Raw genomic sequence first — 24,878 nt, 5'->3', positions numbered from 1 at the left:
ACTGTTTAACTTTTGCGCCGGAACCCGCTGGTTCCGGCTGCTTTTTTAAGTCTGGGGATGCGTCTTGCAGAAAACTCCAATGACGGGCAAGGGCCTGCTGCAGCTAGAAGATGAGCTGCGCAAGCTGAAAGCAGAAGAACGTCCGGCAGTTATCCGCGCCATTGCGGAAGCCCGTAGCCACGGCGATCTTTCTGAAAATGCGGAATATCACGCAGCACGAGAACGACAGTCCTTTATTGAAGGCCGTATTCTGGAGCTGGAAGAACTTATTTCCACCGCAGAAGTTATTGAGCCCACCTCTCTTTCCGGCAAGCAGGTCAAGTTCGGGGCGACTGTGTGCCTTGTGGACGAAGATACGGACAAGGAAATTACATACCAGATTGTTGGCCTGCACGAAGCAGATATCAAACAGCACCGCATTTCCATTTCCTCCCCACTTGCCAAGGCACTGATTGGCAAGGAAGAAGGCGATACCGTTTCTGTGCCCGCACCGGGTGGAGATCGGACTTACGAAATCCTTTCCGTCAAATTCATCTAATATGATCACGTTTCAGGATGTCACAGTCGCGGCAGATCGTATCCGCGGCAATGTGATCCGTACGCCCACCATTGCTTCCCACGCGCTTTCCAAGGCAACTGGGGCTGATATTACCCTTAAGCTTGAAAATCTTCAGGCTGTTGGGTCGTTCAAGGAACGTGGTGCCGCCAACAAGCTGGCACTGCTTTCCCCCGAAGAACGCAGCCGTGGTGTCATTGCCGTATCTGCTGGCAACCATGCGCAGGGCGTGGCGCGCCATGCCAGCCTGCTGGGTATTGATGCCGTTATTGTCATGCCCAAGTTTACACCGGCAGGCAAAGTGGTGCGCACCCGCAATTGGGGGGCGCGTGTTATTCTGGAAGGCGAAAGCTTTGCAGAAGCCCTGATGTTTGCAGAAGACCTGCAAGCGCGTGAAGGCCGCACCTTTATCCATCCGTATGATGATCCCGCAGTTATGGCGGGCCAAGGCACCTGTGCGCTGGAGCTTTTTCAGGACGCAGGGCCGCTGGATACGCTGGTAGTGCCAATTGGTGGTGGTGGCTTGCTTTCTGGCTGTGCCGTGGCAGCCCGCGCCATGCGCCCGGATATTAAGCTGATTGGCGTGCAGGTGGAAAAGTATGATTCTCTGTGTGCTTTCCCCGGCCCGGCCACACGCCCTAATGGTGGTGCCACCATTGCAGAAGGCATTGCCGTTCTGCAAATTGGCCGCCAAACGGATGAGGTCATCCGCAAGCTGGTTGATCAGGTTCTGGTTGTTTCTGAATCTGCTATTGAAAACGCCATTACCCTGCTGGCTGAGGGCGCCAAACAGGTAAGTGAAGGCGCAGGTGCTGCTGGGCTTGCCGCCCTGCTGACTTACCCGGATATGTTCCGCGGTAAAAAAGTTGCCCTACCTATTTCTGGCGGAAACATTGATAGCCGTATTCTGGCCAACACGCTGCTGCGCGCCATGCTGCGTGATGGCCGCATTTTGCGCCTGATTATGGAAATTCCAGACCGCCCGGGCGTTCTGGCCGATATTTCCAAAAGCATTGGGGAGGCTGGCGGCAATATTATCGAAGTTTCGCACCAGCGCCTGTTTGCTGCCCCTTCCGTGCAGGCTGCTCAGTTGGAAGTAATGATAGAAGCGCGAGACCCGGAACACGCAGCCCTTATCACGCAGGAACTGGGTAAATCTTACATTGTGCGCCGCGCCTGAAAACTTTTAGGCGTTAAGGCTTTTACAAGGGCAGCTTCTGTATGGGGGCTGCCCTTTGTGTTTGGGCATGCGCACACCTGCTGCACTTGCCCTCTTTGTCTTCATGCAATTTGGTGGCATTATTCACGCATAAACAAAAACATAAAAAGGTTTAAACCTATGACCTCGACATCCCAGCCACAAAAGAGACCAGTTATGCTTGTCATCCTTGATGGGTTTGGATGGCGAGAGGATCAATCAGACAACGCGGTACAGATTGCCCGCACCCCCAATTTTGACAAGCTGTGGCAGAACAACCCGCACAACTTTGTGCGCACCAGTGGCGAAGATGTGGGCTTGCCTGAAGGGCAAATGGGCAACTCCGAAGTTGGTCATTTAAATATTGGGGCTGGCCGTGTGGTCATGCAGGAACTGCCGCGCATTTTCACCGCCATTCGGGATGGTAGCCTTGCCCGCAACCCGGTGATAGAAAACTTTATTGCCACGCTAAAAAAAACCGGTGGCACCTGCCACCTGATGGGCCTTGTTTCTCCCGGTGGCGTACATTCTCATCAGGATCATGCCGCAGCTCTTGCACACATTGTTGCGCAAGCCGGCGTGCCGGTGGCGTTCCACCTGTTTACCGATGGGCGCGATACCGCCCCGCGCTCTGCGCTGGAGTTTTTGAAAAAACTACGGGCTGATCTGCCTTCTTCCACAACGCTCGCCACCATTTCTGGTCGCTACTACGCCATGGATCGCGACAAACGGTGGGACCGGGTAGAAAAAGCCTACAACGCTATTGTAAGCGCAGAAGGCCCAACGGCTGCAACACCAGAAGAGACGGTGAACAACGCCTATCAGGCCGATATTTCAGATGAATTTATTGTCCCCACCGTGCTGGAAGGCTACACCGGCATGAAGGATGGAGATGGCATTCTCTCCTTCAACTTCCGTGCAGACCGTATCCGCCAACTGATGGATGCCTTGCTGGAGCCTGATTTCAACGGCTTTGCACGAGGCAAGGTTGTGCAGTTTGCTGCCGCTGTGGCCATGACACATTACAGCGATACGCTTTCCAAACGCATGTCCATTCTGTTCCCGCCAGAGGAACTGACAAACCTGTTGGGCGAGGTTGTCTCCCGCGCTGGCCTTAAACAGATGCGCATGGCGGAAACGGAAAAATATCCGCATGTCACCTACTTCATGAACGGTGGACGCGAAACACTGTTTGAAGGGGAAGATCGTATTCTGGTGCCATCCCCCAAAGTAGCCACCTATGATCTTCAACCCGAAATGTCCGCCCCGGAATTAACAGACAAAGCCGTAGCCGCCATTAAAAGTGGTGAATATGATTTGCTTGTTCTCAACTTTGCCAACCCGGACATGGTCGGCCACACGGGCAAGCTAGATGCTGCCGTAAAAGCGGTAGAAGCCGTAGATACCGGCTTGGGCCGTATTGCACAGGCTATAGCAGAACAACATGGTGCGCTGCTGGTAACGGCAGATCATGGTAACTGCGAAACCATGAAAGACCCCAAAACCGGTGGCCCGCATACATCACACACACTTAACCTTGTGCCCTTTATTGCCTATGGCTCGGGCGCATCTGCCCTGCGTGATGGTGGCAGGCTGGCAGATATTGCGCCCACGCTACTGGCTCTCCTCAACTTACCCAAACCTGCGGAAATGACAGGCTCTTCCCTGCTTGAACGCTGAATGAAACGTATCCGGCCTTTTTCTTCTTCTATCTGCCCGTCTTTCCATTGGGGGAAACTGGCCGGATATACAGCGGTTCTGGTTGCAGCGCCTGCTTTGCTGGTGGGCTATCCGGCAATGCCTTTGCAGGCTGCAACCACACATCATAAAAAAATAGCAACAGCACATCATTCCACGCAAACTGCGGCCAAAACCTCTGTGCGGGAAAGCAAGCCCCGCAGCACACATACGCGCAAAAGCAAAAAGGCCGCAGAACCTTCCGTGATGTCGGATCGTTCTGTGCGAGAAGCTCAGGCTGCCGTCAACGCAGCCCATGCGCAGCACGAGGCCATGGAGCAGGAAAAAGCCCGGCAAGCCGCTGCTGTTGCACAATCCCGTAGCCAGAATGAGGCTGCGCAGGCTGCCGCGGCAGAAGCCAAAAACCGCGCACTTGCGCTTTCTGCTGCAACAGTGAGCGCCACATCGCAACTTCAAAGCACAGAACAGCAGCTTTCTGATCTGCAAGATCAGATCTCGGATGTAAAAAAAGAGCAGGCTTCGCTTCAAGCCGCCTTAGTGCAAGATGCCCACGCGCTTGCCCCTATCCTTCCCTTGGCAGAACGTCTTTCTCTTTATCCGTCTGATACCTTACTGGCTGCGCCCATGCCGCAGGGTGATGCCATTACCGGCTTTTTGGTTTTGCGCGGGCTTTCCCGCCAAATGGAGCAGGAAGCCAAAGGCATGCGCGCCCGTCAAACCCGGCTGACGGCACTCAACACCACGCTAACAAACAAGCTGGCTGAACTGAACCAGCTTGAACAAGCCCAAAGCCACCAGCGCGATACCGTGCGCCAACAGGCCGCCCTTGCGCGAGAAGCCCAGAAGCAGGCGTCTGCCACTGCCATAAACACCAACCATCAACTGCAAACTGCAACACAGCGGGCTGCCAGTTTGCAGGATGCCGTTTCTAAACTGGATGCCCTACAGGCACAGGCCGAATCTGCCCTGCAAAAAGAAATAGCTGCCGCAGAACGCGCGCATGAGGCCGCGCGGGCTGAAGCTGCACGCCGTAAAATGGCCGCTATGGTAAAAACACAAGGGCCGGGGCTTACAGAGCATCCTTCTGCTGGATCTGGCCTGCGGCCCGTTGCAGGCACACTTATTTCTACCTGGGGCTCTGCTACCGAATCTGGCCCGGCCACAGGCATGACATACCGCACGTCCCCCGGTGCCAGTGTGCGCGCCCCCTGTGCTGGCACAGTAGATTTTGCAGCCCCTTTCCGCACTTATGGACAAATGCTTATTCTGAATTGCGGCCGCCATTACCGCTTTATCATGGCGGGCCTAAGCGGACTGGCCGTAGATATGGGCCAGAGTTTGACAAAGGGCGCACCTATAGGACAGATGAGCAGTTCCGGAGGCTCTGGCACGCTGTTCATTCAGTTGCGCCATGGGCAGAAAACCATCAATCCCGCGCCTTTTCTGTAATGGCAGAAAACACGCTGGCTCTTTGCCAAGCAGGATCACAAAGGTTACTCTGCCCAACCAGCGCCAGAACATCTGGTTATGCGCGTAAAACCTTGGCCGCACCCCTATTGTGCTGGCTGAAAAGACAGGAAGAACACGCACGGGCCACATACAGCCCTGCGACAGGAGAGACGATCGCATGAAGTTCCGCACAGGTCTGATGTTCGGCGCCACTGCCTTAACCGGCCTTGCCCTGGCTTTTCATCCGGGCCATTTTTCTGGCTCCGCCCTTGTTGCAGCCCCTGCGCAGGCTGCCACGGCGCCAGATGCCACGCCCACCACAAACCACGCTGAAACATACCGACTGCTAACGCTGTTTGGCACGGTTATGGACATGATCCGCCAACAGTATGTGGAACCTGTTTCAGACCGTGATCTGATTACCAATGCGCTAAACGGTATGCTGAGCGGGCTAGACCCGCACAGCTCCTACATGACGCAAAAACAGTATGATGACATGATGGTACAGATGAAGGACGAATTTGGCGGCCTTGGTCTGGAACTTCAGCAGCAGGATGGGCATATCCGCGTTGTTTCCCCTATTGATGGCACACCGGGCTTTAGGGCTGGCATCAAGCCGGGTGATTACATTATTGCCGTAGATGGCCACCCGATTGACGGCACCCCGCTGGATGAAGCCGTGAAGAAAATGCGCGGCAAGGCCAACACCAAAATTACCCTGACACTGGTGCGCGAAAAAACACCTAAACCCATTGTGGTAACGCTAACGCGTGAAGTGATTCACATCGATGTTGTGAAATCTGCACTGTATGATCGGGTAGGTTACATCCGCGTAGCACAGTTTAACGAAACCACGGAAAAAGAGCTGCTGAAAGCTTATAACAGCCTCAAGCAGCAGGCTGGCGGTAAGCTGGCCGGGCTAGTGCTGGATCTGCGGAACGATCCGGGTGGCCTGCTGGATCAGGCTGTGGATGTTTCTTCCAACTTCATCCGTTCGGGTGAGATTGTTTCCACCCGCTCGCGCAACCCCAAAGACAGCCAGCGTTGGGATGCGCACGGCACCGACATTACAGATGGCCTGCCTCTGGTCGTGCTGATTAACGGTGGCTCCGCCTCGGCTTCCGAAATTGTTTCTGGCGCATTGCAGGATCATCACCGTGCGGTGCTGATTGGCACGCGCTCCTTTGGTAAGGGCTCTGTGCAGTCTATTATCCCCATTCCGGGTAATGGTGCCGTACGCCTAACCACTGCGCGTTACTATACGCCTTCTGGCCGTTCTATTCAGGCACTGGGCATCACACCGGATATTGTGGTGAAGGAAACGCGGGAAGATCCGGCCTTCAGCCTGCGCGAAGCTGATCTGGAGCATATTCTGAAAAATCAGGGCGGCAACCAGACCAAGGCACAGCCGCGCACGGATCTGCCAGCCATTGCCAAGGATATTCCAAACGAACCACCGGCAAACTGGCCGGAGTTTGAATACGATAAGCCTGCAACAGACTTCCAGCTTCAGGAAGGCCTGCGTATTGTGCGCTTTATGGCTGGCCTGCCTTCTCCAGATCCGGCTGCATCTCTGCCGCCTGCCAAGCAACCCGCTAAAACGGATAGTGCAACGCACCACTAAGGGCGCGAAAGGGAAAGGCCATGCACACTCCATCGCTCTGGCAGCAACTGCCCTCTAACGGGCGCACCTTTATTCGCTTTTGGGGCGGGTGCGCTACAGCCGCCGTGGCGCTGGCCATAGGGTTGGAGGTTATGGGGCCGCCCGGCCTTTCCATTGAGGGGCAGGATATTGATGTTTCGGCAGATTCCGCTGCCAAACAATCCTCCCCCATCCAGCGCACCACCATTCCCGGCCCGCAAGCTGATCTACTGGAAAGCAAGAATGGCCCGGGGGGCTTTCCGCTTCCCAAAATGGGTGCGCATGATCGCACACCCAAAAAGGTTTATGCCGCTCCTGCTGTGGATGTGCCGCCCGGCACCCCCATGGTGGCTTTGCTGATTGATGGCATAGATCAGACAGATGATCTGACAACAGAAGCCATAAACTCCCTGCCCGGTCCGGTTTCTCTGGGTATTTCACCCTATGCCGCCAACCCTGAAGAACTGATGAACGCAGCACGCCAACATCGGCATGAAACGCTGCTTTCTCTCCCCATTCAAGATAATGCCAGCAAGAATACAGATGCCGGGCCCAAAGCGCTTGGGCTGCTACTTTCCCCCCAACAGAACATGGATAATCTGAACTGGGCGCTTTCTCATCTGGCGGGATATGTGGGGGTTACCAATGCCTTTGCAGGGCAAAATGGCGGTAGCTTCCCGCAATCTGAAAGCTTTAAATCTTTGGTAAAAGCCATAGATCAGCGCGGCCTGCTTTATCTGGATGCTACACCGGGCACACAAACCGAAGGCGCCAGTAGCGCTGCTACCGCTGATGTTGTGGTGAACACGGATACCGATATTGTAAATATTGATATCCAGTTGTTGAAACTTCAGCAAATGGCACGGCAGAATGGGCGCGCCATTGGCATTCTGGGGCCATTACGGCCAGTGGCCATGGCCTGCCTGCGCGCATGGTTACCACACCTGAAAGATATGGGCATTGCCTTGGTGCCAGTTAGCCAGATTGTTCTACCGCCGGATATGTCCGCCTATGGCCCAGCCGCCGCAGATGGCAGCATGCATGTCAACCTCACCAACCCACGGGTGCAGCAGCAAGGCCAACCGCAACAATGAGAGATGCAAGCGCCACGTCCCTCCCGTATCGCCCCAATGTTGGGGCCATGATTTTTCATGCTGATGGGCGCATTTTTATTGCTCGGCGTACGGATATGCCCGGCGCTGGCGGCCCCTTGAATGAAGGCACATGGCAATGCCCTCAAGGTGGTATTGATACCGGAGAAGCACCAGAAAAAGCTGTGCTGCGCGAAGTGGCAGAAGAAATTGGCACAGACAAAGTGCGTATTTTGGCCGAACATCCTGAATGGATTACGTATGATCTGCCCCAGCACCTTATCGGGCGTGCATTGGGTGGCAAGTATCGGGGGCAGACCCAAAAATGGTTTGCTCTGGCTTTTGAAGGCACAGATGTCGATATCCGGCTAGATGCCCAAACCCCTGCGGAATTTGACGCATGGCAATGGATAGATCTTGCCACCCTACCCCAGCAGAATGTGGGGTTTAAAAAACCAATTTATGATCGCTTGGTGCAGGATTTCGCACAGTTTACAAAACCGCGCTCATAAAAAATAACGCGCAATAAAAAAGCTCCCTGACCGCCTATAGTCAGGGAGCTTTTTTATATTGGCTTTTTGCTGCGCTTTTTAGTGTGCGCCAGTCGTCTTGCCGCTACCTGTAATGGCAGAAAACAGGAAGCAGAACGGCACACAAAGAAACGAACCTATACCCAAGATCATGAACACTTCATTGTAAGACAACATAGCCACCTGCCGGGTGAATTCCTGAAACAGGGTGTGCTGTGCAATGGCCTGTGCCGCGCCGGGGGCGTATCCGTGGGCTGTGGCAACACCCTTGGCCTGCGCCAAATAATCATTATACGGCTGATGGTAGGGCGTCATCCACTGCACCATGTAGGACTGATGCGCCTGCCGCCGCTCTGTAAGCAGTGCCGTGGCACCAGAAATAGCCAAAGACCCCAACACGTTACGCGCCATACTGAATAATGCCGAAGCATCTGCATTCAGTTTTTCCGGAATGGTGGAATACGCAATGGTGGAAAGCGGCACAAACAGAAAAGCCAAACAGGCCGTCTGGCTCATGCGGAACAGCATGAGATGATGGAAGTCCAGCAATGGCAACAAATGGGCTGACCAAAACAGAGCAATACCCATAAGCCCAAAACCAAGCGCAATCACATTCCGCACAGGCATGAGCGTCATAAGCTTACCCACTATGGGGATCAGAAAGATAACGGCAATCCCCCCCGGAGAAAGCAGCAAACCAGAAATAGTGGCCGTGTACCCCATAACCTGCTGGGCAAACTGCGGAACAATAATAGCGGATGCATAAAGCAGCGCCCCCATTGCCCCCATAAGTGCTGTGCCCACCGCAAAGTTACGATCCTTGAACACACGCAAATCCACTGCCGGGTTTTTGGCGTGTAACAGCCACAAAACAGCGCCACCAATGCCCAAAAACGCCAGCACACCCATAATGCGGATGAAGGTGGAGCCAAACCAGTCTGCATCCTCACCACGGTCCACCATCACTTCAAGACTGGCAAACCCAATGGTAATCAGGCTGATACCAATGGCATCCACTGGGGCTTTTTGTTTGCGCGCCCATGGTGGATCTTCCACCAACGCCATAACGCCAACGGTTGTTAAAAACCCGAATGGCACGTTGATGAAGAAAATCCAGCGCCAAGAGAAATTATCGGTAATCCACCCACCCAGCGTTGGGCCAATAACCGGCCCCACAACGGCTGCAATGGCGGTAAGGCCAAACGCTGCGGCACGTTTTTCGGGCGGAAAACTATCCAAAATAATGGACTGCTGGTTGGGCTGGAGCCCTCCGCCAAAAAAGCCCTGTAACAGACGAAAAACAACCAGCTCTGCAAGGCTGGTGGCCGTACCGCACAAAAACGACGATACAGTGAACATAACAATGCAGATAAGAAAGTAGTTTTTACGGCCAAAAACCTTACCTAGCCAACCAGAAATTGTCAGCACAATCCCGTTGGCCACCAGATAGGCGGTCAATGTCCATGTAGCGTCATCATACGTGCTGGACAGGCTCCCTGCGATATGTGGCAGGGAGACGTTCACAATGGTTGTATCCAGAATTTCCATGAACGCCGCCATGGTTACAACAAAGGCGACTGTCCACGGATTATGCTTCGGCTTCCACCCGCCGGGGGCTACTTCGGCCTGTGTGCTCATTGCGCAGCCGGGGTTGCTGGTTCTGCCCCATCACGCGGCGGCGCATCAGAGTGCCCTTCTGTATCAACATGCACGGTGGGCACCACGGACATACCAAGCGCCAACGGCTGGTTGGGGTCCAACCCATCATCGATCAGGATTTTAACTGGCACGCGCTGCACAATTTTTACGTAGTTGCCAGTTGCGTTTTCTGGCGGAAAGGCACTGAACTGCGCGCCTGTGCCTTTTTGCAGTGAATCAATATGCCCATGCACCTTAAGGGATGGATAGGCATCTACCTTGATATCCACCTTCTGGCCGGGCTTCATACGGGTAATCTGGGTTTCCTTGTAGTTGGCCACTACCCATACTTCCGGCTCCACAATGGACAGTATATTCTGCCCCTGCTGCACATAGTTGCCCTGTTCCAGATTACGTTGGGAAATCCAGCCATCATGCGGGGCACGAATTTCTGTCCATTCCAGATTCAGGTTTGCCGTTTCCAGCCGGGCCTGTGCGGTTTTAACTGCGGCCTCTTCCTGAGTGATCTGGATAGCGGTGTTCTGAATATTGGGTTGCACAGGCATGGCCATCTGCACAGCACCCTGCGCGGCTATCACGCGGGCTTTGGCGGCATCCAACGCAGCACGAGCGGAATCTATATCCTGCTGCGAAGTTGCTGCACGTTCCACCACATGCTGGCGGCGGAAATCTGTTTGCGCCTTAAATTCCTGAGCCTTGGCGGCTTCTAGCTGGCCTTTTGCCTGCAACAGCTTACCGGGAAACTCCAGCATAGCCACCATGTGCATCATGTCACTGGCGTTCTTAGATGCCTGCGCGCTTTCAACCTGTGCAGCAGCCTGATCTCGCGCGGCTTTCCAGTCTCGCGGGTCTATACGCGCCAGAAGCTGCCCTTTGCGTACAAACTGGTTATCGTTCACCAGCAGTTCTGTCACATACCCGCTAACATGCGGCGCAATGGTAATGGCGCGCCCGGCGGTAAAAGCATCATCGGTTTCAACTTCATTGCGAGTCATAAACCAGTAAACACCGGCCCCCACAGCCAGCACGGCAATAACACCAGTGAGAATAATCTTGCGGCGAGGATTCTCTTTTTTCTTTTCTTCTGGCTTGGCTGGTGCGCCGGTATTTGCGGAAGACTGGTCGTTGTGGTCGTCTGTCATACTGTTCCCTGCCATCTCAAACGCACGGCGCATACCCTGCTTTTTCGGTCAATTCATCTCTGACCGAACTGGTCGGTCAGTTTTGTGGCATGTTCACAAGCAGGCATCAAGTCGCACATGGCATTCAGCACACATGCAACCTGGGTTTTTAATGTTTTGCTGTAAAAAAGACGCAGTTTGCCACGCCCAATCTGCTGCGCTGGCCTTAACGTTCCAACCCCTGTGTTCTAACCAGCCGCGCATATAGACCGTTTTGCGCCATGAGTTCATCATGGTTTCCGCATTCCACAGCATGGCCTTCCTGCATGACCACCACCAGATCTGCCGACCGTACGGTGGAAAGACGATGCGCCACCACAAGCGTTGTACGCCCCTTGCGCAGGGTCACCAAAGCGTCCTGCACTGCGGCTTCGTTCTCACTATCAAGCGCGCTTGTCGCTTCGTCCAGCAACAGAAGGCGTGGGTTGCGCAGTAGAGCGCGCGCCAAGGCCACACGCTGCCTCTGCCCGCCAGAAAGACGCTGCCCACCCGGCCCCACTATGGTTTCATACCCTGCGGGCAAGGCCAGAATAAACTTTTCGGCTGCGGCTGCCTTGGCCGCTGCCTGAACCTCCTCTTCCGTGGCGGTGGGACGGCCTATCAGAATGTTGTCGCGCACAGAAAGGTCAAACAGCAGCGGATCTTGGCTGACATAAGCGATGGCATCTCGCAAGCTGGCCAGTGTGAGATCCCGCAGATCTTGCCCATCCAGCAAAATACAGCCCGATGTGACATCATGCAGCCGCGGCACGAGGGAAAGCGCTGTGGACTTACCTGCACCAGATGGCCCCACCAGCGCTACGGTAAAGCCCGGCTTGGCCTCAAAATTAAGGCCGGAAAGACCAACGCGACCATCTGGGTAAACAAAGCCGACATCTTTAAAAACCAGATCACCCTGCCCGGCACCAAGAAGCACAGCATTGGGGCTATCTGCCACGGCGGGTTTTTCATCAATAATTTCAAAAATACGCACAAGCCCGGCCAACCCTTCCTGCAAAGCCGCGTTCAAGGCCCCTAATGCACGTAAGGGGCGTGCTGCCAGCAACAAAGCCGCCACAAAGCCGGAAAAATCCCCCAATGTGGCCCCGCCCATAGCGGCCCGCCACCCTGCAAAACCTAATACAGCAGCCACGGCAGAACCACCCAGCGCTTCTAACAAGGGGTCAACACGTGCACGACCGCGCGTAATACGCAGCATGGCCTGATGCAGATGATCGAAGGAAATGGCCGCGCGTTCTTCCTCGCGCTGTTCAAGCCGATACACGCGCACAGTACGAGCCTGGCTAAAGCTTTCTGTTAGAAAAGCAGCGGTTTCCCCAATCCGTTCCTGCATGCCACCAGAAGCGCGCCGCACGCGTTTGCCCAGCTTTTGAATAGGCACTGCGGCAATGGGGTAAAGCAGACCGGCTATCAGGCTGAGTTCCCAATCCATGTAAAACATGGAGGCAATCAGCCCCACCACGGTCACAACATCACCCAGCGAGTTTACGGCGCGGATCATGGCTTCACGGATAGAAACGGCATCCGTGGTAAAACGTGCTGCCAGTTTGGCCGGAGCCTCACGCTCTACATCGGTAATATCCGCCTGCATCAGATGCGCAAACATCTCGCTTTGCAAACCACGAATAACCTTAAGCACCAACCCCTGAGACGCCAGCGTTTGCGCGTATTGAGAAATGGATTTGGCAACCGTAATCAGCACCACCAACAGCGGCACCTGATACAGAATGCGGGAATCATGGCTGGAAAACATATCCAGCGCACGCTGAATAACCAGCGGGTACAATGCAGTAAGCCCGGCTGTTAATACCGTAAGCAGCACAACAGCCGTAAGGTTACCGGGAAAATGGCGCACCTGCTGCCGCCATAACCGCCTCAGAAGCACGCGGGTATCATCCGGCAATAAATCGCGGGAAGAACGGGACGAACGGGTAGAGGAAGCAGATGCTTGTGACGTCATGCGTCTTCTCTAACAGCCTCCCCCCCTTTCGCGTAAGAGGCTGACGCATGGTTTTATTATGGCAACGCTTTCACCAGCTCTAACGCATAGGCCAGACAAGCCTGTTTATCTGCGCTGCAACCACCCTGTTGCCACCAGTTGCGCACATCTTTCAGCACCTGCCCAACGTGCGGCCCCGGCTGGCAGCCTGCCTCTAGCAAATCTCGCCCTGCTATCGGAAACACAGGGATTTCAAGCTGCGCTAAACGTTGCCGCAGTTCTTCGCCCAAAACATCAGAATACCGCGCCTGATGCAGCCAACTGCGTGCAGCCAGAATATCTGGCGGAGTATCTGCCAATAAATGGCGTAATTGCGCATCGGACATCTTGGGCAAAGGCACGGGTTCAGCCTGCATGGCTTTGAGGCGTGCGGCTTCAGCGCGAGAAAATTTGAGGCGGCGTGCCATATCCGCGCTTTTATTCGGCACCAAAGCAGCAAGCCGCAGCAGCGCATCTGCTGGCGGGTTAAACGCCATCAACTGTGCAAACAAAGGCACATTTGCACCTTCTGGCAACAGAACAGGCAGAATACCGGCCTGCTGCATCAAATACACAACATCCTGCGCCTTCGGCCCAGCCAGAATACGTTTAAGTTCAGACCATACCCGCTCAACAGACAGGCCGTTCAGCAACGCCGCCTGCGCAGTAATGGCCTGCATGGCCTGTGCATCTGCCCGCCCCTGCCCATAGCGCCCCCAAAAGCGAAAAAACCGCAGAATACGCAGCGCATCTTCCTGTATCCGCAGCGTGGCATCGCCTACAAAACGCACAGTTCCTTCTGCCAGATCTTGCTGGCCGCCAAAATAATCATGCACAGCACCTGTGCTGTCACAGGACATGGCGTTGATTGTAAAATCTCGGCGCGCGGCATCTTCCTGCCAGTTGTCTGTCCAGCACACCACGGCGTGCCGTCCATCTGTTTCCACATCGCGCCGTAGGGTGGTAATTTCATAGGGCGCGGAATCGATAACCGCTGTCACCGTGCCATGCGCCAACCCGGTAGGCACAACTGTAATGCCCTGCGCCTTCAGGCCTTGCATAACCTCTTCGGGCGGTTGCGGCACTGCCAGATCAACATCTGCAATAGCGCGCCCCACCATCAAATCACGCACCACACCGCCAACAAGCCGTGCTTCAGGCAGCACGGCCCATATCTGCTCCAGCGCATGCAAACGTGCAGGAGCCAGCCGGTGCAATAAAGTGCGGGTCATGCGTCGCAATCTGTGCCGGATGATTGCCTGGCAAGCGGAAAAAAGCACCCGCAACTCCACACGCCCATGCAGGGAACCCCTTGGCACATGCCTGGCTCTGCCAAAGCGGCCAGCTCGTACCACACTGGGCGAGACAGACGCGCTTCTAACGGAAAGCGCCTATCATCCCCCTCTCGCAAGCGGATATAGGGTGGGCAACTCTCCGGGCACGCTTCTGGCGGCATGTTCCAATCTGTCCGAATCGGATGCTCTGGCCCAGCCACCACCACTTCATCCATATTGGTGCGAAAACACAGACGCTGCATTCTGCCGCAGCCTGTCCAATCCAGCTCTACCGCCAGAAAAGGCACGTCTTCCACTTCAATATACCCGGTCTCAAAAGGAGAGCGTAGCAGGTATGCCCCTTTTTCATCCCGCGTGAGCATGGAGCCAAACATGCACAGCATGGCCTTACGTTTTATGGGCGTGCCCCTATAAAGCCACACGCCATCGCGCCGCACCAGAAAAGGCAGGTATCCCAAGTCATGCCTTTTCCTTTCCGGGCTTTCCTGATGCCCCGAACAGGCAAGACTGTCGCCACTTACTGCGTGTTCGCCTTTCACTGGCCTATCATCCTGTAATACGTGTCCATACCGTCATCCTGATGATATAGGGATGATACCCCGCTTGATGTAAGCCCCGTATGTGCTTCACACTGGAACCATGACCGCATCAGACGCATCGCAGCCCGCGCAACAGCCCTCCTCTCCTCCCGAAGTGCGGGAGGCAGACCGTATCTGCGAACGGCTGCAAGCCGTGCAGCAGGAAACCTCTCGCATTGTTTTTGGCCAAAAACAGGTTATCCGCCAAACGCTTGCCACCATTCTTGCTGGTGGCCACGCGCTTTTGGTGGGGGCGCCCGGTTTAGGCAAAACATTGCTGGTCACAACTTTGGGAACAGTGCTGGGGCTTGATTCGCGCCGCGTGCAGTTTACGCCAGACCTTATGCCCTCCGATATTACGGGCAGTGAAATTCTGGATGAAGATGCCTCTGGCCACCGCAGCTTCCGCTTTGTGCCCGGCCCGGTATTCTGCCAGTTGCTGATGGCGGATGAAATCAACCGCGCCAGCCCCCGCACACAGTCCGCTCTGCTGCAAGCCATGCAGGAACACCGCGTAAGCGTAGCCGGAACAGAATACCCTTTGCCACGCCCTTTTCATGTTCTGGCCACCCAGAACCCTATGGAGCAGGAAGGCACCTACCCGCTGCCAGAAGCGCAGCTTGACCGCTTTATGCTGCAAATTCCGCTCTCCTTCCCTGATGAAGCAGCAGAACGGCAGATGCTGCTAGCCACCACCGGCGCACAAACAGAACAGCCCCAAACCCTTATGGATGCCGCAAGCCTGCTGGAAGCACAGGCACTGGTGCGCCGTATTCCGGTAGGTGAAAAAGTGCTGGATGCCATTCTCAACCTGGTGCGCAACGCCCGGCCAGAAACCACGCAAGATGCCACCTTGCGTGAACAAATTGCTTGGGGCCCCGGCCCGCGGGCCGCACAAACGCTTATGCTGGCCACCCGCGCATGCGCCTTGCTGGATGGCAGACTTTCCCCCAGCCTGGATGATGTTGCGGCACTGGCCCAGCCTGTTCTGGCCCACCGTATGGCGCTTACTTTTGCCGCCCGCGCTGAAGGTGTGCAAATTCAGGATGTAATCTCTCGCCTTCTGCAACAACTGGGTTAAAGCCATTGCGCGGCCCCTCCTTTCTTACCGCCGCATTCCGCCGCAATAAGGCTGGCACCACACAGGCTCCGCATTTTGCCGCGCTGGCAGATAGTTCTGCTGCCATCGGGCAACCTGCCACGCTTACTCAACAAGCACAGGCCTTGGCGGCACGCATGCCCGATTTAATTGTGCAGGCCAATCGCACCGCCGCCACACTGGCGGCCGGGCAGCACCCGCAACATCGCGCGGGGTGGGGAGATACCTTCTGGCAATATCGCCCAGCCCAGCCGGGAGAGCCCGCTGCGCATATAGACTGGCGACAGTCCGCCCGCAGTACCCACGCTTATGTGCGCGAAACAGAAGCCGAAAGCGCGCAAACCATTCTGTTGTGGTGTGATCTTTCTGGCTCCATGAACTGGCACTCCCGCACCAACATGCCCACCAAGCTGGAAAGCGCCATTCTACTCACGCTGGCAATGGCCGCCGCTCTTGCTCGTGGGGGAGAGCGCATTCGGCTGCTTTCTTCATCCGGTATGGTGCATCTGCCTTCTGGGGGTAGCCTTCTGGAGCGTCTGGCATTGGCTTTGGTGTTTCAGGCTTCCTCGCCGCAAAAAAATACGCTGCCTGCCGCTGCCGCGCTGCCGCGCCATGCACATTTACTGCTGACCAGTGATCTGCTGTGTGAAACAGAGGCCCTGCGCGGCCTGCTTCATGAATGTGCAGCGCGGGGCGTGCGTGCACATATTCTCCATATCGCAGATCCGGCAGAGCTTTCCCTGCCCTATGAAGGGCGCGTTGAGTTTACGGGGCTGGAGCAGGAACCGCCCATTGAGTTGCCCCATGTGCAAACATTGCGTGCAGATTACACCCATCTGGCATCTGCACGTAGCAGCCAGATTGAGCAAATGGCTACAAGCCTTGGGCATGATTATATTTGCCATGTTACCGATACTCCAACCACGCCCACCTTGCTGGCCCTGCATAATTTGATGGGCCGCCGGGTATGATTTTTCTGGCTCCCCTTGCCCTACTGGGCCTGCTTACGCTGCCGTTGGTGTGGTGGCTTGTGCGTGCAATACCCCCGCGCCCACGCCAACAAGTGTTTCCGCCTGTAAAACTGTTGGCCAGCCTGAAACCACGCCAGATCGAGGCTGCACGCTCTCCGCTGTGGTTGCTGCTCCTCCGGCTGCTCGCTGTTGCTTTGTTGGTTCTTGGCCTGGCCCGGCCAGTGCTACCGGGGCACAATGCCGCCCAGCAAGGATCTGGCCCGGTGTTGCTTATTATAGATAACGGCATGTTCAGCGCCGCAGACTGGAACGAACGTTTAGCCGCTGCCCAGAATTTTCTAGATGATGCCGAACGCGCCAAACGTCCCGTGCTGTTGCTTACCACCGCGCCGGAAGCCGAAACATCTGTGGCAGAAAGCCTCGCCCCCTTGCCAGTTGCTCAAGTGCGGCAACACCTGAACGCGTTGCGCCCGGAACCTTGGCAAGTAGATCGCTTAGCTGCCGCCCACACACTGGAACATCTAGCGGCACAAACATTTGGCAGTATTCTGTATCTGGCGGATGATGTTGCCACCCCCAGCGATGGCGCGTTTACGCACACCCTGCAACGTTTGGGGCGCGTGCGGGAAGTGCGCTTTCCGCATCAAAACGCTGTGGCTCTGGCTCCGGTGGTCGATAAAGGCAATAACGTCATGGCACGGCTGGTGGCGATGCCTGCTGCGGCTCCACGTAGTTTTAATGTTATTGCGCATACGCAAGATGGGGGCACGCTGGCCGTTGTACCCGTAACCCTGCCCGCACAATCTGGCCACGCCAATATTGCTGTGAACTTGCCTGCCGCCGTGCGCAACCGCATAGATACGCTTACGCTTGCAGGCACAGCCAGCGCAGCCACCACAGTGCTAATGGATGAAAGCAGCCGCCTGCATCCGGTAGGGCTTCTGGCTTCCGGCGGGGCGGATACACCTTTAGTGGGGTCTTTGTTCTATTTGCGCCGCGCTCTTGCCCCTTCTGCCGAATTGCATGAAGGCACGCCATTAGCGCTTTTAAGCCGCCCGCTTTCTGTTTTAATTGCGCCTGATGGCACATTGGCAGACCCGGAAACACGAGAAAAAGTGCGTGAATGGGTTAAAAATGGCGGCACACTCATCCGCTTTGCAGGGCCAGCCCTTGCCGGTGCCCAGCATGATGATGCGACTGAAACCACCGAGAACGACAATACCCAGCAGACCATGCAAGATCTGCTTCCCGTCGCTTTGCTGGATGGTGCACGCCAACTCGGCGGCTCCATGACATGGGGCACCCCGCAAAAACTTGCCAAGTTTGATGCCACCTCCCCATTCGCTGGTTTAGTGCCTCCTCATGATGTCACAGTCTCTCGGCAGGTTCTGGCACGCCCCTCCGCCACACTTACTGAGCATACATGGGCACGGCTGGCAGATGGCACGCCGCTGGTTACACATGCCGCGCTGGGCAAAGGTGAAATTGTGCTGTTCCATGTCAGCAGCACAACAGATTGGTCTAACCTGCCGCTTTCCGGGTTGTTTGTCTCCATGCTGCAAAGGCTGACAGACCACGCAAACGGCGTAAGTGTGCCAGCGGATGGTGCCATATTGCAACCAGCCCTTACGCTGGATGGTGCAGGTATTGCTGGCCCTCCGCCACCTTATGCGCGCGGCCTAAAAGCTTCCGCCTTTGCCAGCACGGATGTTTCCCCCGCGCACCCTCCGGGCCTGTATGGCCCCGGTTCTGGCCGCCGCGCCTTAAATGCAGCGGACCACGTTGCCACGCTGCATCCTGAAAGCGCCGTGGGTCTTATTACAGATCCGGCAGGACAACAGCCGGATGTGCCACTGGGGCGCTTCTGCCTTCTGGCAGCCATTGTTCTGCTGTTGCTTGATGGCGCTGTGGTTCTGCTGATGCGCAAAGGGCTTTTGGTTACCAACCGCGCTCATACGGCTGCATTGGTTATAGGCGGGCTGCTGTTCGGCATGGCCGCTCCGGCCCATGCAGCAGATACACAACCGCCGGTTCCTGCACAACAAACCTTACCCTCCGTGCCCGGAGCAGCACTTGAAACACGTCTGGCCTACGTGTTGACCGGGCATGAAGATGTAGATGAAGCCTCCCGCCAAGGGCTTCAGGGTTTGGCGGATTTTACGAATGCCCGCACATCTGCCGTGCTGGGCCACCCTGATGGCGTGCACCCCGAAACGGATGATCTGGCCTACTATCCATTGCTATACTGGCCGATTACGCCAGATGCCCATACCTCTCCCGCCATGATAGCCGCACTCAACCGTTTTATGGCGCATGGTGGCATTTTGCTCATTGATACCCAAGGACAGGACACGCCAGACGGCACCACAGATGATGCCAGCTTTGCCGGAGATGCTCCGGGCACGCGCGCCGCCCTGCGCCGTGCTACAACAGGGCTAACAGTGCCGCCCCTCGTAACCATGAATGACCACCACCTACTGGCGCATACTTTTTACCTGCTGCATGACTTTCCGGGCCGTTACGCTGGCCAGCCCATCTGGGTGGCGCGGGAAGGCGATGCCGGAAATGATGAAGTCAGCCCCATTATTATCGGCTCGGCAGACTGGGCACACGCTTGGGCGGTTGATCCATCTGGCAATACGCCCTTTGCGGTTATTCCTGGTGGCGCAGAGCAACGGTTACTGGCTTATCGCTTTGGACTAAATATTGTCATTTACGCGCTTACCGGCAGTTATAAGGCAGACCAAGTGCACGTGCCCATGCTGCTGAAACGGCTGGAAGACCGGCCATGATAAACAATTTAATGCAATCCATCGGTTTTGCGCCACTTCTGCCTTTATGGCTGCTGGCTTTGCTGGGCATTGGGGGCCTGATACTTTGTGTGTGGAGCCTGTATAACGGCGCGCGCGGGGCCTTGCTGCGCCTGGCTGCTCTTGCCTCGCTTCTGTTCTGGCTGGCGGGCCCGCAGCATCTGCGTGAAAGCTGGCATAGCCTGCCCCAAACCGCCCTTATGCTGGTAGATCAATCTCCTTCCATGTCTATCGGACAACGGGCAGCTATTGCCCGGCAGGCGGCAGATGCATTGGCCCACATGCAGGTGGAAGGGCTGAATATTCGTACCGTTACAGTACGGCAGAACGGGCATGACGGTACCCGCCTATTTGAAGCTCTGGATCAGGCCGCAGCAGATATTCCGCCCGATCAGCTTGCTGGCGCCATGATGGTTACAGATGGTCAGGTTGCTGATATTCCGGCCAGCCTGCCAGATCGCCTGCGCCCGCACACTGCTGCGAGAGAACAAACTCCCCTACCCCTGCATGTGTTGCTGACCGCCAAAGGTGAGGAAATAGACCGCAAGCTCCAGATACTAGAAGCACCGCCCTACGCCATTGCCGGACAACCCGCACATTTACGCGTATTGGCCGAAGATTCCGGCCCCGGCACGCATACTGGCACACCAGCGGAACTTACCTTACGCGTGAATGGGGAAGAGCCTGTGGTTATCCCTGTTGTTACTGGCACGCCGCAAGATATCAGCATCCCTGTTGCACGGCCGGGGCAGATGCTTATCAGCCTTTCGGTTTCCCCTCTGTCGGGGGAAATCTCACAACTGAATAATCAAAACATCACCCATATTATGGGTATTCGGGACAGGCTGCGGGTTTTGCTGATTTCCGGCACCCCCAACCAAGGGGAGCGTGTCTGGCGCCGGTTGCTGAAAGCAGACCCGGCAGTGGATCTGATCCACTTCACCATTCTGCGTCCACCAGAAAAAGATGATGGCACGCCGCTATCTGATCTGGCGCTCATTGCTTTTCCCGTAAAGGAACTGTTTCAGGACAAGATCAACCAGTTTGACCTGATCATTCTGGATGGTTTTGAAAACCGCAGCATTCTGCCCCACAGCTATCTGGAAAACATTGCCAACTTTGTGCGCCGTGGTGGTGGGTTGTTGCTAACCGCTGGGCCGGAATTTGTAGGCCCCGGATCATTACAGGAAACCCCTGTAGGCGATGTGCTGCCCGCGCATGTGCCGCCAGAAACAGGCATGGTTGAGCGCCAGTTCCGCCCTCGGTTAACTGCGCAAGGCCGCCAACACCCTGTTACGGCTGCTCTTTCTGGTGCGCCCGATGCCAACGTGCCAGATAGCACCACAACCGTTGCAGGCGTATGGGGGCCTTGGTACCGTGCCCTCAAACCAGACAGCACACATGGTGAAGTGCTGATGAGCGGACCAGATGCCGCCCCTCTGCTGGTTCTAGACCGGGTGGATCAGGGCCGTGTGGCCCTCCTGCTTTCTGACCAGATCTGGCTTTGGTCTCGCGGTGAAGGTGGTGGCGGACCGCAAGCGGAATTGCTGCGCCGGATTTCCCATTGGCTGATGAAAGAGCCAGAGCTGGAAGAAGAACAACTGGCTGCCAGCATTACAGACAACGTGTTAACCGTAACGCGCCACAGTATCAGCACCGAAGCCACTCCGCCCGGTGTCACCATCACGGCGCCTTCAGGCACGCAAACATCCCTGCGCCTGCATGCTGCCCCACAGGATGGCAGCCAGACAGCAACCATGCCCGCCAATGAAGCAGGAATCTGGCAGGTAACAGATGGCACCCACACCGCCTACGCAGCCCCAGTGCAAAGCGATATCCGTGAAATGACGGATTTACGGGCCACAGCCACCAAGCTGGCGCCTATTGTGCAGCAGTCTGGCGGTGGTGTGTTCTGGCTGGGTACGCCCGGACATTTGGCCATACCCACCATTCGGATGGCAGAATCCTCCACCCTGCACGGCGCAAATTGGCTGGCCTTCCCGCAACGTGGCGCGCATATTGTAACGGGCAAAAGTGCAGAACCCTTATTGCCAACATGGAGCATGCTGCTGGTATCCCTCGCTTTCCTTTTTGCAGGATGGTGGCGTGAAGGCCGGAATTGATAACAGCAGGGAAAGAGTGGGGTGTGCGGTCTCTCCACTTTCACACCATTATGCGGTGTGATAGCATGACGCATACGTGTAATGATGGACAGACAATGACCCGTTTCTGCCGCCTTGCTTCTTCTGCCGTGCTTATGGGCAGTTTTGCCTGCTTTGCCACCACTCCTGTCTGGGCGCAGGCACAAGGGGGCGATGAAGCTGCTGCTGCTGAAGACGCCAAAAAGGCGGAAGCCGCGCAGGCTGCCAAACAGGCTGCCCCGCCCACCAATATTCCCGGTGCATCAGGCTTGGATGAAGATGACGGGGATAAATCCAATAAGGATGTGGAACCCACAGCCGCCCTGTTTGATGCCATTAACCGTGGCAGCATTTCTGCTGCAAAAGATGCCATTAACCGTGGGGCGGATCTGAACGGGCATAATATTCTGGGTCAGACACCTCTGGATATGTCTATCGACCTTAACCGTAACCCCATTACCTTCCTTCTGCTTTCCCTCCGCACTCCGGCAGATAACCCGCGTTCTTACGGTGGCAGCATGGATGGTGGTTCGGAACCTGTTGTTTCTGGCGGCATCAACAATGCCCGTTATGAGCAGGACGAACAGAAGCAAATACAAGAACGGCGGTACGATAGCACAGGCGGCACCGCACAACCTTCTGTGGGCTTTTTGGGCTTTGGCGGCAGCTAAAACGCTGCCTTTTTATATTCTGTTTTTAAAGTATTTTCTTACACCTTAGAAAACAGCGCAGTTATGCCTGCGCTGTTTTCTGGAGTGTTTCCTGCCGCAGCACATCAAGCTGCAACAATTCCCCTGCCCGTTCAAAATACCAGAATGTCCAGCCATTGCAGGAAGGAGCATTTGTAAGCTGCGCACCCAACTTGTGGATAGAACCGCGCTTGGTGCCATTTACCAACGTGCCATCAGGCGAAACAGTCGCATGTACGCGGCGTTTTTTGTCACACACTACCGTACCAGCAGCAATAACCCCTTGCTCCACCAATGAGCCGAAAGGAATACGCGGGGCTTCACGCTTATCCTGTGTGGTCTGCACGGCATCGGCTTCCAGCGGCGTTTCAGCGGCCACACGCGCCATGGCAGCTTCTACATAATCCGGGTGGCGTTCAATACCGATAAAATGCCGCCGCAAACGGCGCGCCATAGCAGCCGTGGTGCCTGTGCCGGAGAATGGGTCTAGAATAACATCATTTACCGTGGTGGAAGCCAGCAGCACGCGGTGCAGCAGGCTTTCTGGTTTTTGGGTCGGATGTAGCTTCAACCCGTGTTCATTCCGCAGGCGCTCATTGCCTGTGCACAGGGGCAGATACCAGTCTGAGCGCATCTGCACATCATCATTCAGCGCCTTCATGGCCTGGTAGTTAAAGCGGTACCGGCTATCCTGCCCACGTGCGGCCCAGATAAGGGTTTCATGTGCATTGGTAAAACGCCGACCACGAAAATTGGGCATGGGGTTGGATTTACGCCACACAATGTCATTGAGAATCCAGAAGCCCAGATCCTGCAAAATGGCGCCAATGCGATAGATGTTATGATAGGAGCCAATCACCCAAATTGTGCCATCCTTATGCAGCACACGGCGGGCCTCTGCCAACCATGCACGGGTGAAACGGTCATATTCTTCCAGATCAGAGAATTTGTCCCAGTCATCATCCACGCCATCCACCAGCGTATCATCTGGGCGGCGCAGTTCTCCACGTAACTGGAGGTTGTATGGCGGATCTGCAAACACACAATCCACAGAACCAGAAGGCAGGGAACGCATGGTTTCCACGCATTCACCACGGAGGATCTGATCAATAGGGAGTTCCATGGATGCTGATTTTGCGCCGCTCATACCTGCTTCTCCGCCGAATAATGTTCTTCTAGCTGCCGGCGCACTGTGCCGAACGTTTTTCTATGGTGCGGTGTAATGCCCACGCTGATCAGCGCCTTGCGATGAACAGCCGTGCCGTAGCCCGCGTTTTTCTCCCAGCCGTAATCAGGCCAGCGCGCATCCAGCCGAGCCATAGCGCGGTCTCGCACCACTTTGGCCACAATAGATGCCGCAGCAATAGACAGGCTTACCCTGTCTCCGCCCACAATAGCCTGTGCAGCGCAGCCAAAATCCGGCAGCTTGTTGCCATCCACCAGCACGTGGTCTGGCAGGCGTGGCAGGCGGCCTACCGCCCTTTGCATGGCCAGATGGGCTGCATGGTGAATGTTCAGCTTATCGATTTCCGCAGTGGAAGCTGCCCCAATGCCGATTTCAATACCCGGCACTTGCGGCAGGCGTTCCGCTATGGCTTCGCGCACAGCTGGTTTTAATTTTTTGGAATCATCAATAACAGCGGCAAGATCAGCAGGTACACCAGCCCCAAACACCACGGCGGCAGCAACCACGGGGCCTGCCAGCGGGCCACGGCCCACTTCATCCACCCCGGCCACTCGGCCACCCAGCTGCTGTTCCCGCGTAAAGTCCGGCATTGCTTCTCTTTCCATCCATTTGATGCGACTCGGCTAAATTAACCGAGTCGCATCAACTGCGACTCCGCAGGGAAGGAGAAGCATTTTTTTACCTAGGAGCGCAAGAGTCCCGGTAAACTAATTTTTCAAGAACGCTTGCGACGGGGGGAGATCAGCCAGCCCAGAACAAGGCCAATAGCGGATACAATACCCAATGAAAGCAGGGGCTTATCCCGCACAAAGGTTGCTGCCTTTTCCAGCACGCCTTCACCTTCTTCGTACAGATCTGCAAAATCCTGCTGCATGTGGCCAGCAAACTGATCGAACTTACCTTCGGCCTGCATGCCAATATTACCTGTCAAACCGCCGATGGCATCTTTAACATGGCCTTTGGCATCTGTTGCTGCGCCTTCAACCTTGCTTTCAACATTCTTGATTTTATCTTCAGCCATGACTTTTTCCTTAAACTTTGAGTGCAATCCCACCCGCCTGCTTGCCGTAACAAAACAGTGCTTGCAGGATCATAGGTTGCATCAGACCGCAAAAACACGTTTCTGA

Annotated in this window: 20 protein-coding genes; 12 read left to right on the top strand and 8 right to left on the bottom strand. The window is 55.7% G+C overall.

All coding sequences use genetic code 11. From position 1 onward, the window contains the following. Window positions 1–64: 64 nt before the first annotated feature. The 7 genes from greA (at window position 65) to FKW31_RS05570 (ending at window position 8,146) form a co-directional block, all read left to right on the top strand. Window positions 65–538, top strand: a complete 474-nt coding sequence (greA, locus tag FKW31_RS05600) for a transcription elongation factor GreA (RefSeq protein WP_006116008.1) — start codon at window positions 65–67, stop codon at window positions 536–538. Between the two features lies 1 nt (window position 539). Further along, window positions 540–1,736: a threonine ammonia-lyase gene (locus tag FKW31_RS05595; protein ID WP_150178024.1), complete on the top strand. Its 1,197-nt coding sequence runs from the start codon at window positions 540–542 to the stop codon at window positions 1,734–1,736. A 159-nt stretch (window positions 1,737–1,895) separates the two neighbouring features. Beyond that, the gene (gene gpmI, locus FKW31_RS05590; RefSeq protein WP_150178023.1) at window positions 1,896–3,434 is read left to right on the top strand and encodes a 2,3-bisphosphoglycerate-independent phosphoglycerate mutase; all 1,539 of its coding nucleotides are present in this window, start codon (window positions 1,896–1,898) and stop codon (window positions 3,432–3,434) included. Beyond that, a complete protein-coding gene (locus FKW31_RS05585; protein WP_150178022.1) occupies window positions 3,435–4,901 on the top strand; it encodes a murein hydrolase activator EnvC in 1,467 nt (488 codons plus the stop codon). It begins immediately after the preceding gene. 178 nt (window positions 4,902–5,079) lie between these two features. Continuing rightward, entirely contained in the window at window positions 5,080–6,525 is a 1,446-nt protein-coding gene (locus FKW31_RS05580; RefSeq protein ID WP_150178021.1) for a S41 family peptidase, read from the top strand. 20 nt (window positions 6,526–6,545) lie between these two features. Further along, window positions 6,546–7,637 carry a divergent polysaccharide deacetylase family protein gene (locus FKW31_RS05575; RefSeq protein WP_150178020.1) on the top strand — a complete coding sequence of 364 codons (1,092 nt, stop codon included), beginning with the start codon at window positions 6,546–6,548 and terminating at the stop codon, window positions 7,635–7,637. Further along, window positions 7,634–8,146 carry an RNA pyrophosphohydrolase gene (locus FKW31_RS05570; protein ID WP_150178019.1) on the top strand — a complete coding sequence of 171 codons (513 nt, stop codon included), beginning with the start codon at window positions 7,634–7,636 and terminating at the stop codon, window positions 8,144–8,146. Before FKW31_RS05575 ends, FKW31_RS05570 begins: the two co-directional genes overlap by 4 nt. Window positions 8,147–8,224: 78 nt before the next feature. On the opposite strand, the gene FKW31_RS05565 is transcribed toward FKW31_RS05570, so the two are convergent. The 5 genes from FKW31_RS05565 to FKW31_RS05545 all read right to left on the bottom strand — a co-directional run bounded on the left by FKW31_RS05565 (window position 8,225) and on the right by FKW31_RS05545 (window position 14,816). After that, a complete protein-coding gene (locus tag FKW31_RS05565; protein WP_063353877.1) occupies window positions 8,225–9,802 on the bottom strand; it encodes a DHA2 family efflux MFS transporter permease subunit in 1,578 nt (525 codons plus the stop codon). Next, window positions 9,799–10,998: an HlyD family secretion protein gene (locus FKW31_RS05560; protein WP_150178018.1), complete on the bottom strand. Its 1,200-nt coding sequence runs from the start codon at window positions 10,996–10,998 to the stop codon at window positions 9,799–9,801. Before FKW31_RS05560 ends, FKW31_RS05565 begins: the two co-directional genes overlap by 4 nt. 172 nt (window positions 10,999–11,170) lie before the next feature. After that, on the bottom strand, window positions 11,171–12,964 hold the full coding sequence (locus FKW31_RS05555; RefSeq protein ID WP_006116016.1) for an ABC transporter ATP-binding protein: 1,794 nt from the start codon (window positions 12,962–12,964) through the stop codon (window positions 11,171–11,173). A 56-nt stretch (window positions 12,965–13,020) separates the two neighbouring features. Further along, on the bottom strand, window positions 13,021–14,214 hold the full coding sequence (locus tag FKW31_RS05550; protein ID WP_150178017.1) for a CCA tRNA nucleotidyltransferase: 1,194 nt from the start codon (window positions 14,212–14,214) through the stop codon (window positions 13,021–13,023). Beyond that, the gene (locus tag FKW31_RS05545) at window positions 14,211–14,816 is read right to left on the bottom strand and encodes a DUF1285 domain-containing protein (RefSeq protein ID WP_150178016.1); all 606 of its coding nucleotides are present in this window, start codon (window positions 14,814–14,816) and stop codon (window positions 14,211–14,213) included. The genes FKW31_RS05550 and FKW31_RS05545 overlap by 4 nt, the downstream gene beginning before the upstream one ends. 82 nt (window positions 14,817–14,898) lie before the next feature. Here FKW31_RS05545 and FKW31_RS05540 point away from each other — a divergent pair, with 82 nt between their 5' ends. From FKW31_RS05540 to FKW31_RS05520, 5 genes are read left to right on the top strand one after another with little or no spacing between them, the layout of a single operon-like run. Beyond that, window positions 14,899–15,936, top strand: coding sequence for a MoxR family ATPase (locus FKW31_RS05540; RefSeq protein ID WP_006116018.1), 1,038 nt, complete (start codon window positions 14,899–14,901; stop codon window positions 15,934–15,936). A 5-nt stretch (window positions 15,937–15,941) separates the two neighbouring features. Further along, window positions 15,942–16,925, top strand: coding sequence for a DUF58 domain-containing protein (locus FKW31_RS05535; RefSeq protein ID WP_150178015.1), 984 nt, complete (start codon window positions 15,942–15,944; stop codon window positions 16,923–16,925). Then, window positions 16,922–19,717, top strand: a complete 2,796-nt coding sequence (locus tag FKW31_RS05530; RefSeq protein ID WP_150178014.1) for a DUF4159 domain-containing protein — start codon at window positions 16,922–16,924, stop codon at window positions 19,715–19,717. The genes FKW31_RS05535 and FKW31_RS05530 overlap by 4 nt, the downstream gene beginning before the upstream one ends. Then, window positions 19,714–21,858: a VWA domain-containing protein gene (locus FKW31_RS05525; RefSeq protein ID WP_150178013.1), complete on the top strand. Its 2,145-nt coding sequence runs from the start codon at window positions 19,714–19,716 to the stop codon at window positions 21,856–21,858. The genes FKW31_RS05530 and FKW31_RS05525 overlap by 4 nt, the downstream gene beginning before the upstream one ends. Before the next feature lie 23 nt (window positions 21,859–21,881). After that, window positions 21,882–22,547 (top strand): ankyrin repeat domain-containing protein, encoded by a 666-nt coding sequence (locus FKW31_RS05520; protein WP_035351775.1) that lies wholly within the window; start codon window positions 21,882–21,884, stop codon window positions 22,545–22,547. A 61-nt stretch (window positions 22,548–22,608) separates the two neighbouring features. Here FKW31_RS05520 and FKW31_RS05515 read toward each other — a convergent pair whose 3' ends face one another. From FKW31_RS05515 to FKW31_RS05505, 3 genes are all read right to left on the bottom strand, one after another. Further along, entirely contained in the window at window positions 22,609–23,712 is a 1,104-nt protein-coding gene (locus FKW31_RS05515) for a site-specific DNA-methyltransferase (protein WP_006116023.1), read from the bottom strand. After that, window positions 23,709–24,356, bottom strand: a complete 648-nt coding sequence (locus FKW31_RS05510; RefSeq protein ID WP_006116024.1) for a ribonuclease HII — start codon at window positions 24,354–24,356, stop codon at window positions 23,709–23,711. The genes FKW31_RS05515 and FKW31_RS05510 overlap by 4 nt, the downstream gene beginning before the upstream one ends. A gap of 110 nt (window positions 24,357–24,466) precedes the next feature. Further along, the gene (locus FKW31_RS05505) at window positions 24,467–24,772 is read right to left on the bottom strand and encodes a CsbD family protein (protein WP_150178012.1); all 306 of its coding nucleotides are present in this window, start codon (window positions 24,770–24,772) and stop codon (window positions 24,467–24,469) included. Between the last annotated feature and the right edge of the window lie 106 nt (window positions 24,773–24,878).

Origin of the sequence: Acetobacter sp. DmW_136 (genome assembly GCF_008690365.1) — a bacterium.
GTDB lineage: Bacteria > Pseudomonadota > Alphaproteobacteria > Acetobacterales > Acetobacteraceae > Acetobacter > Acetobacter oryzifermentans.
Note: the sequence above shows the minus strand (reverse complement) of the source record. Positions and strands in the feature narration are given on the sequence as shown.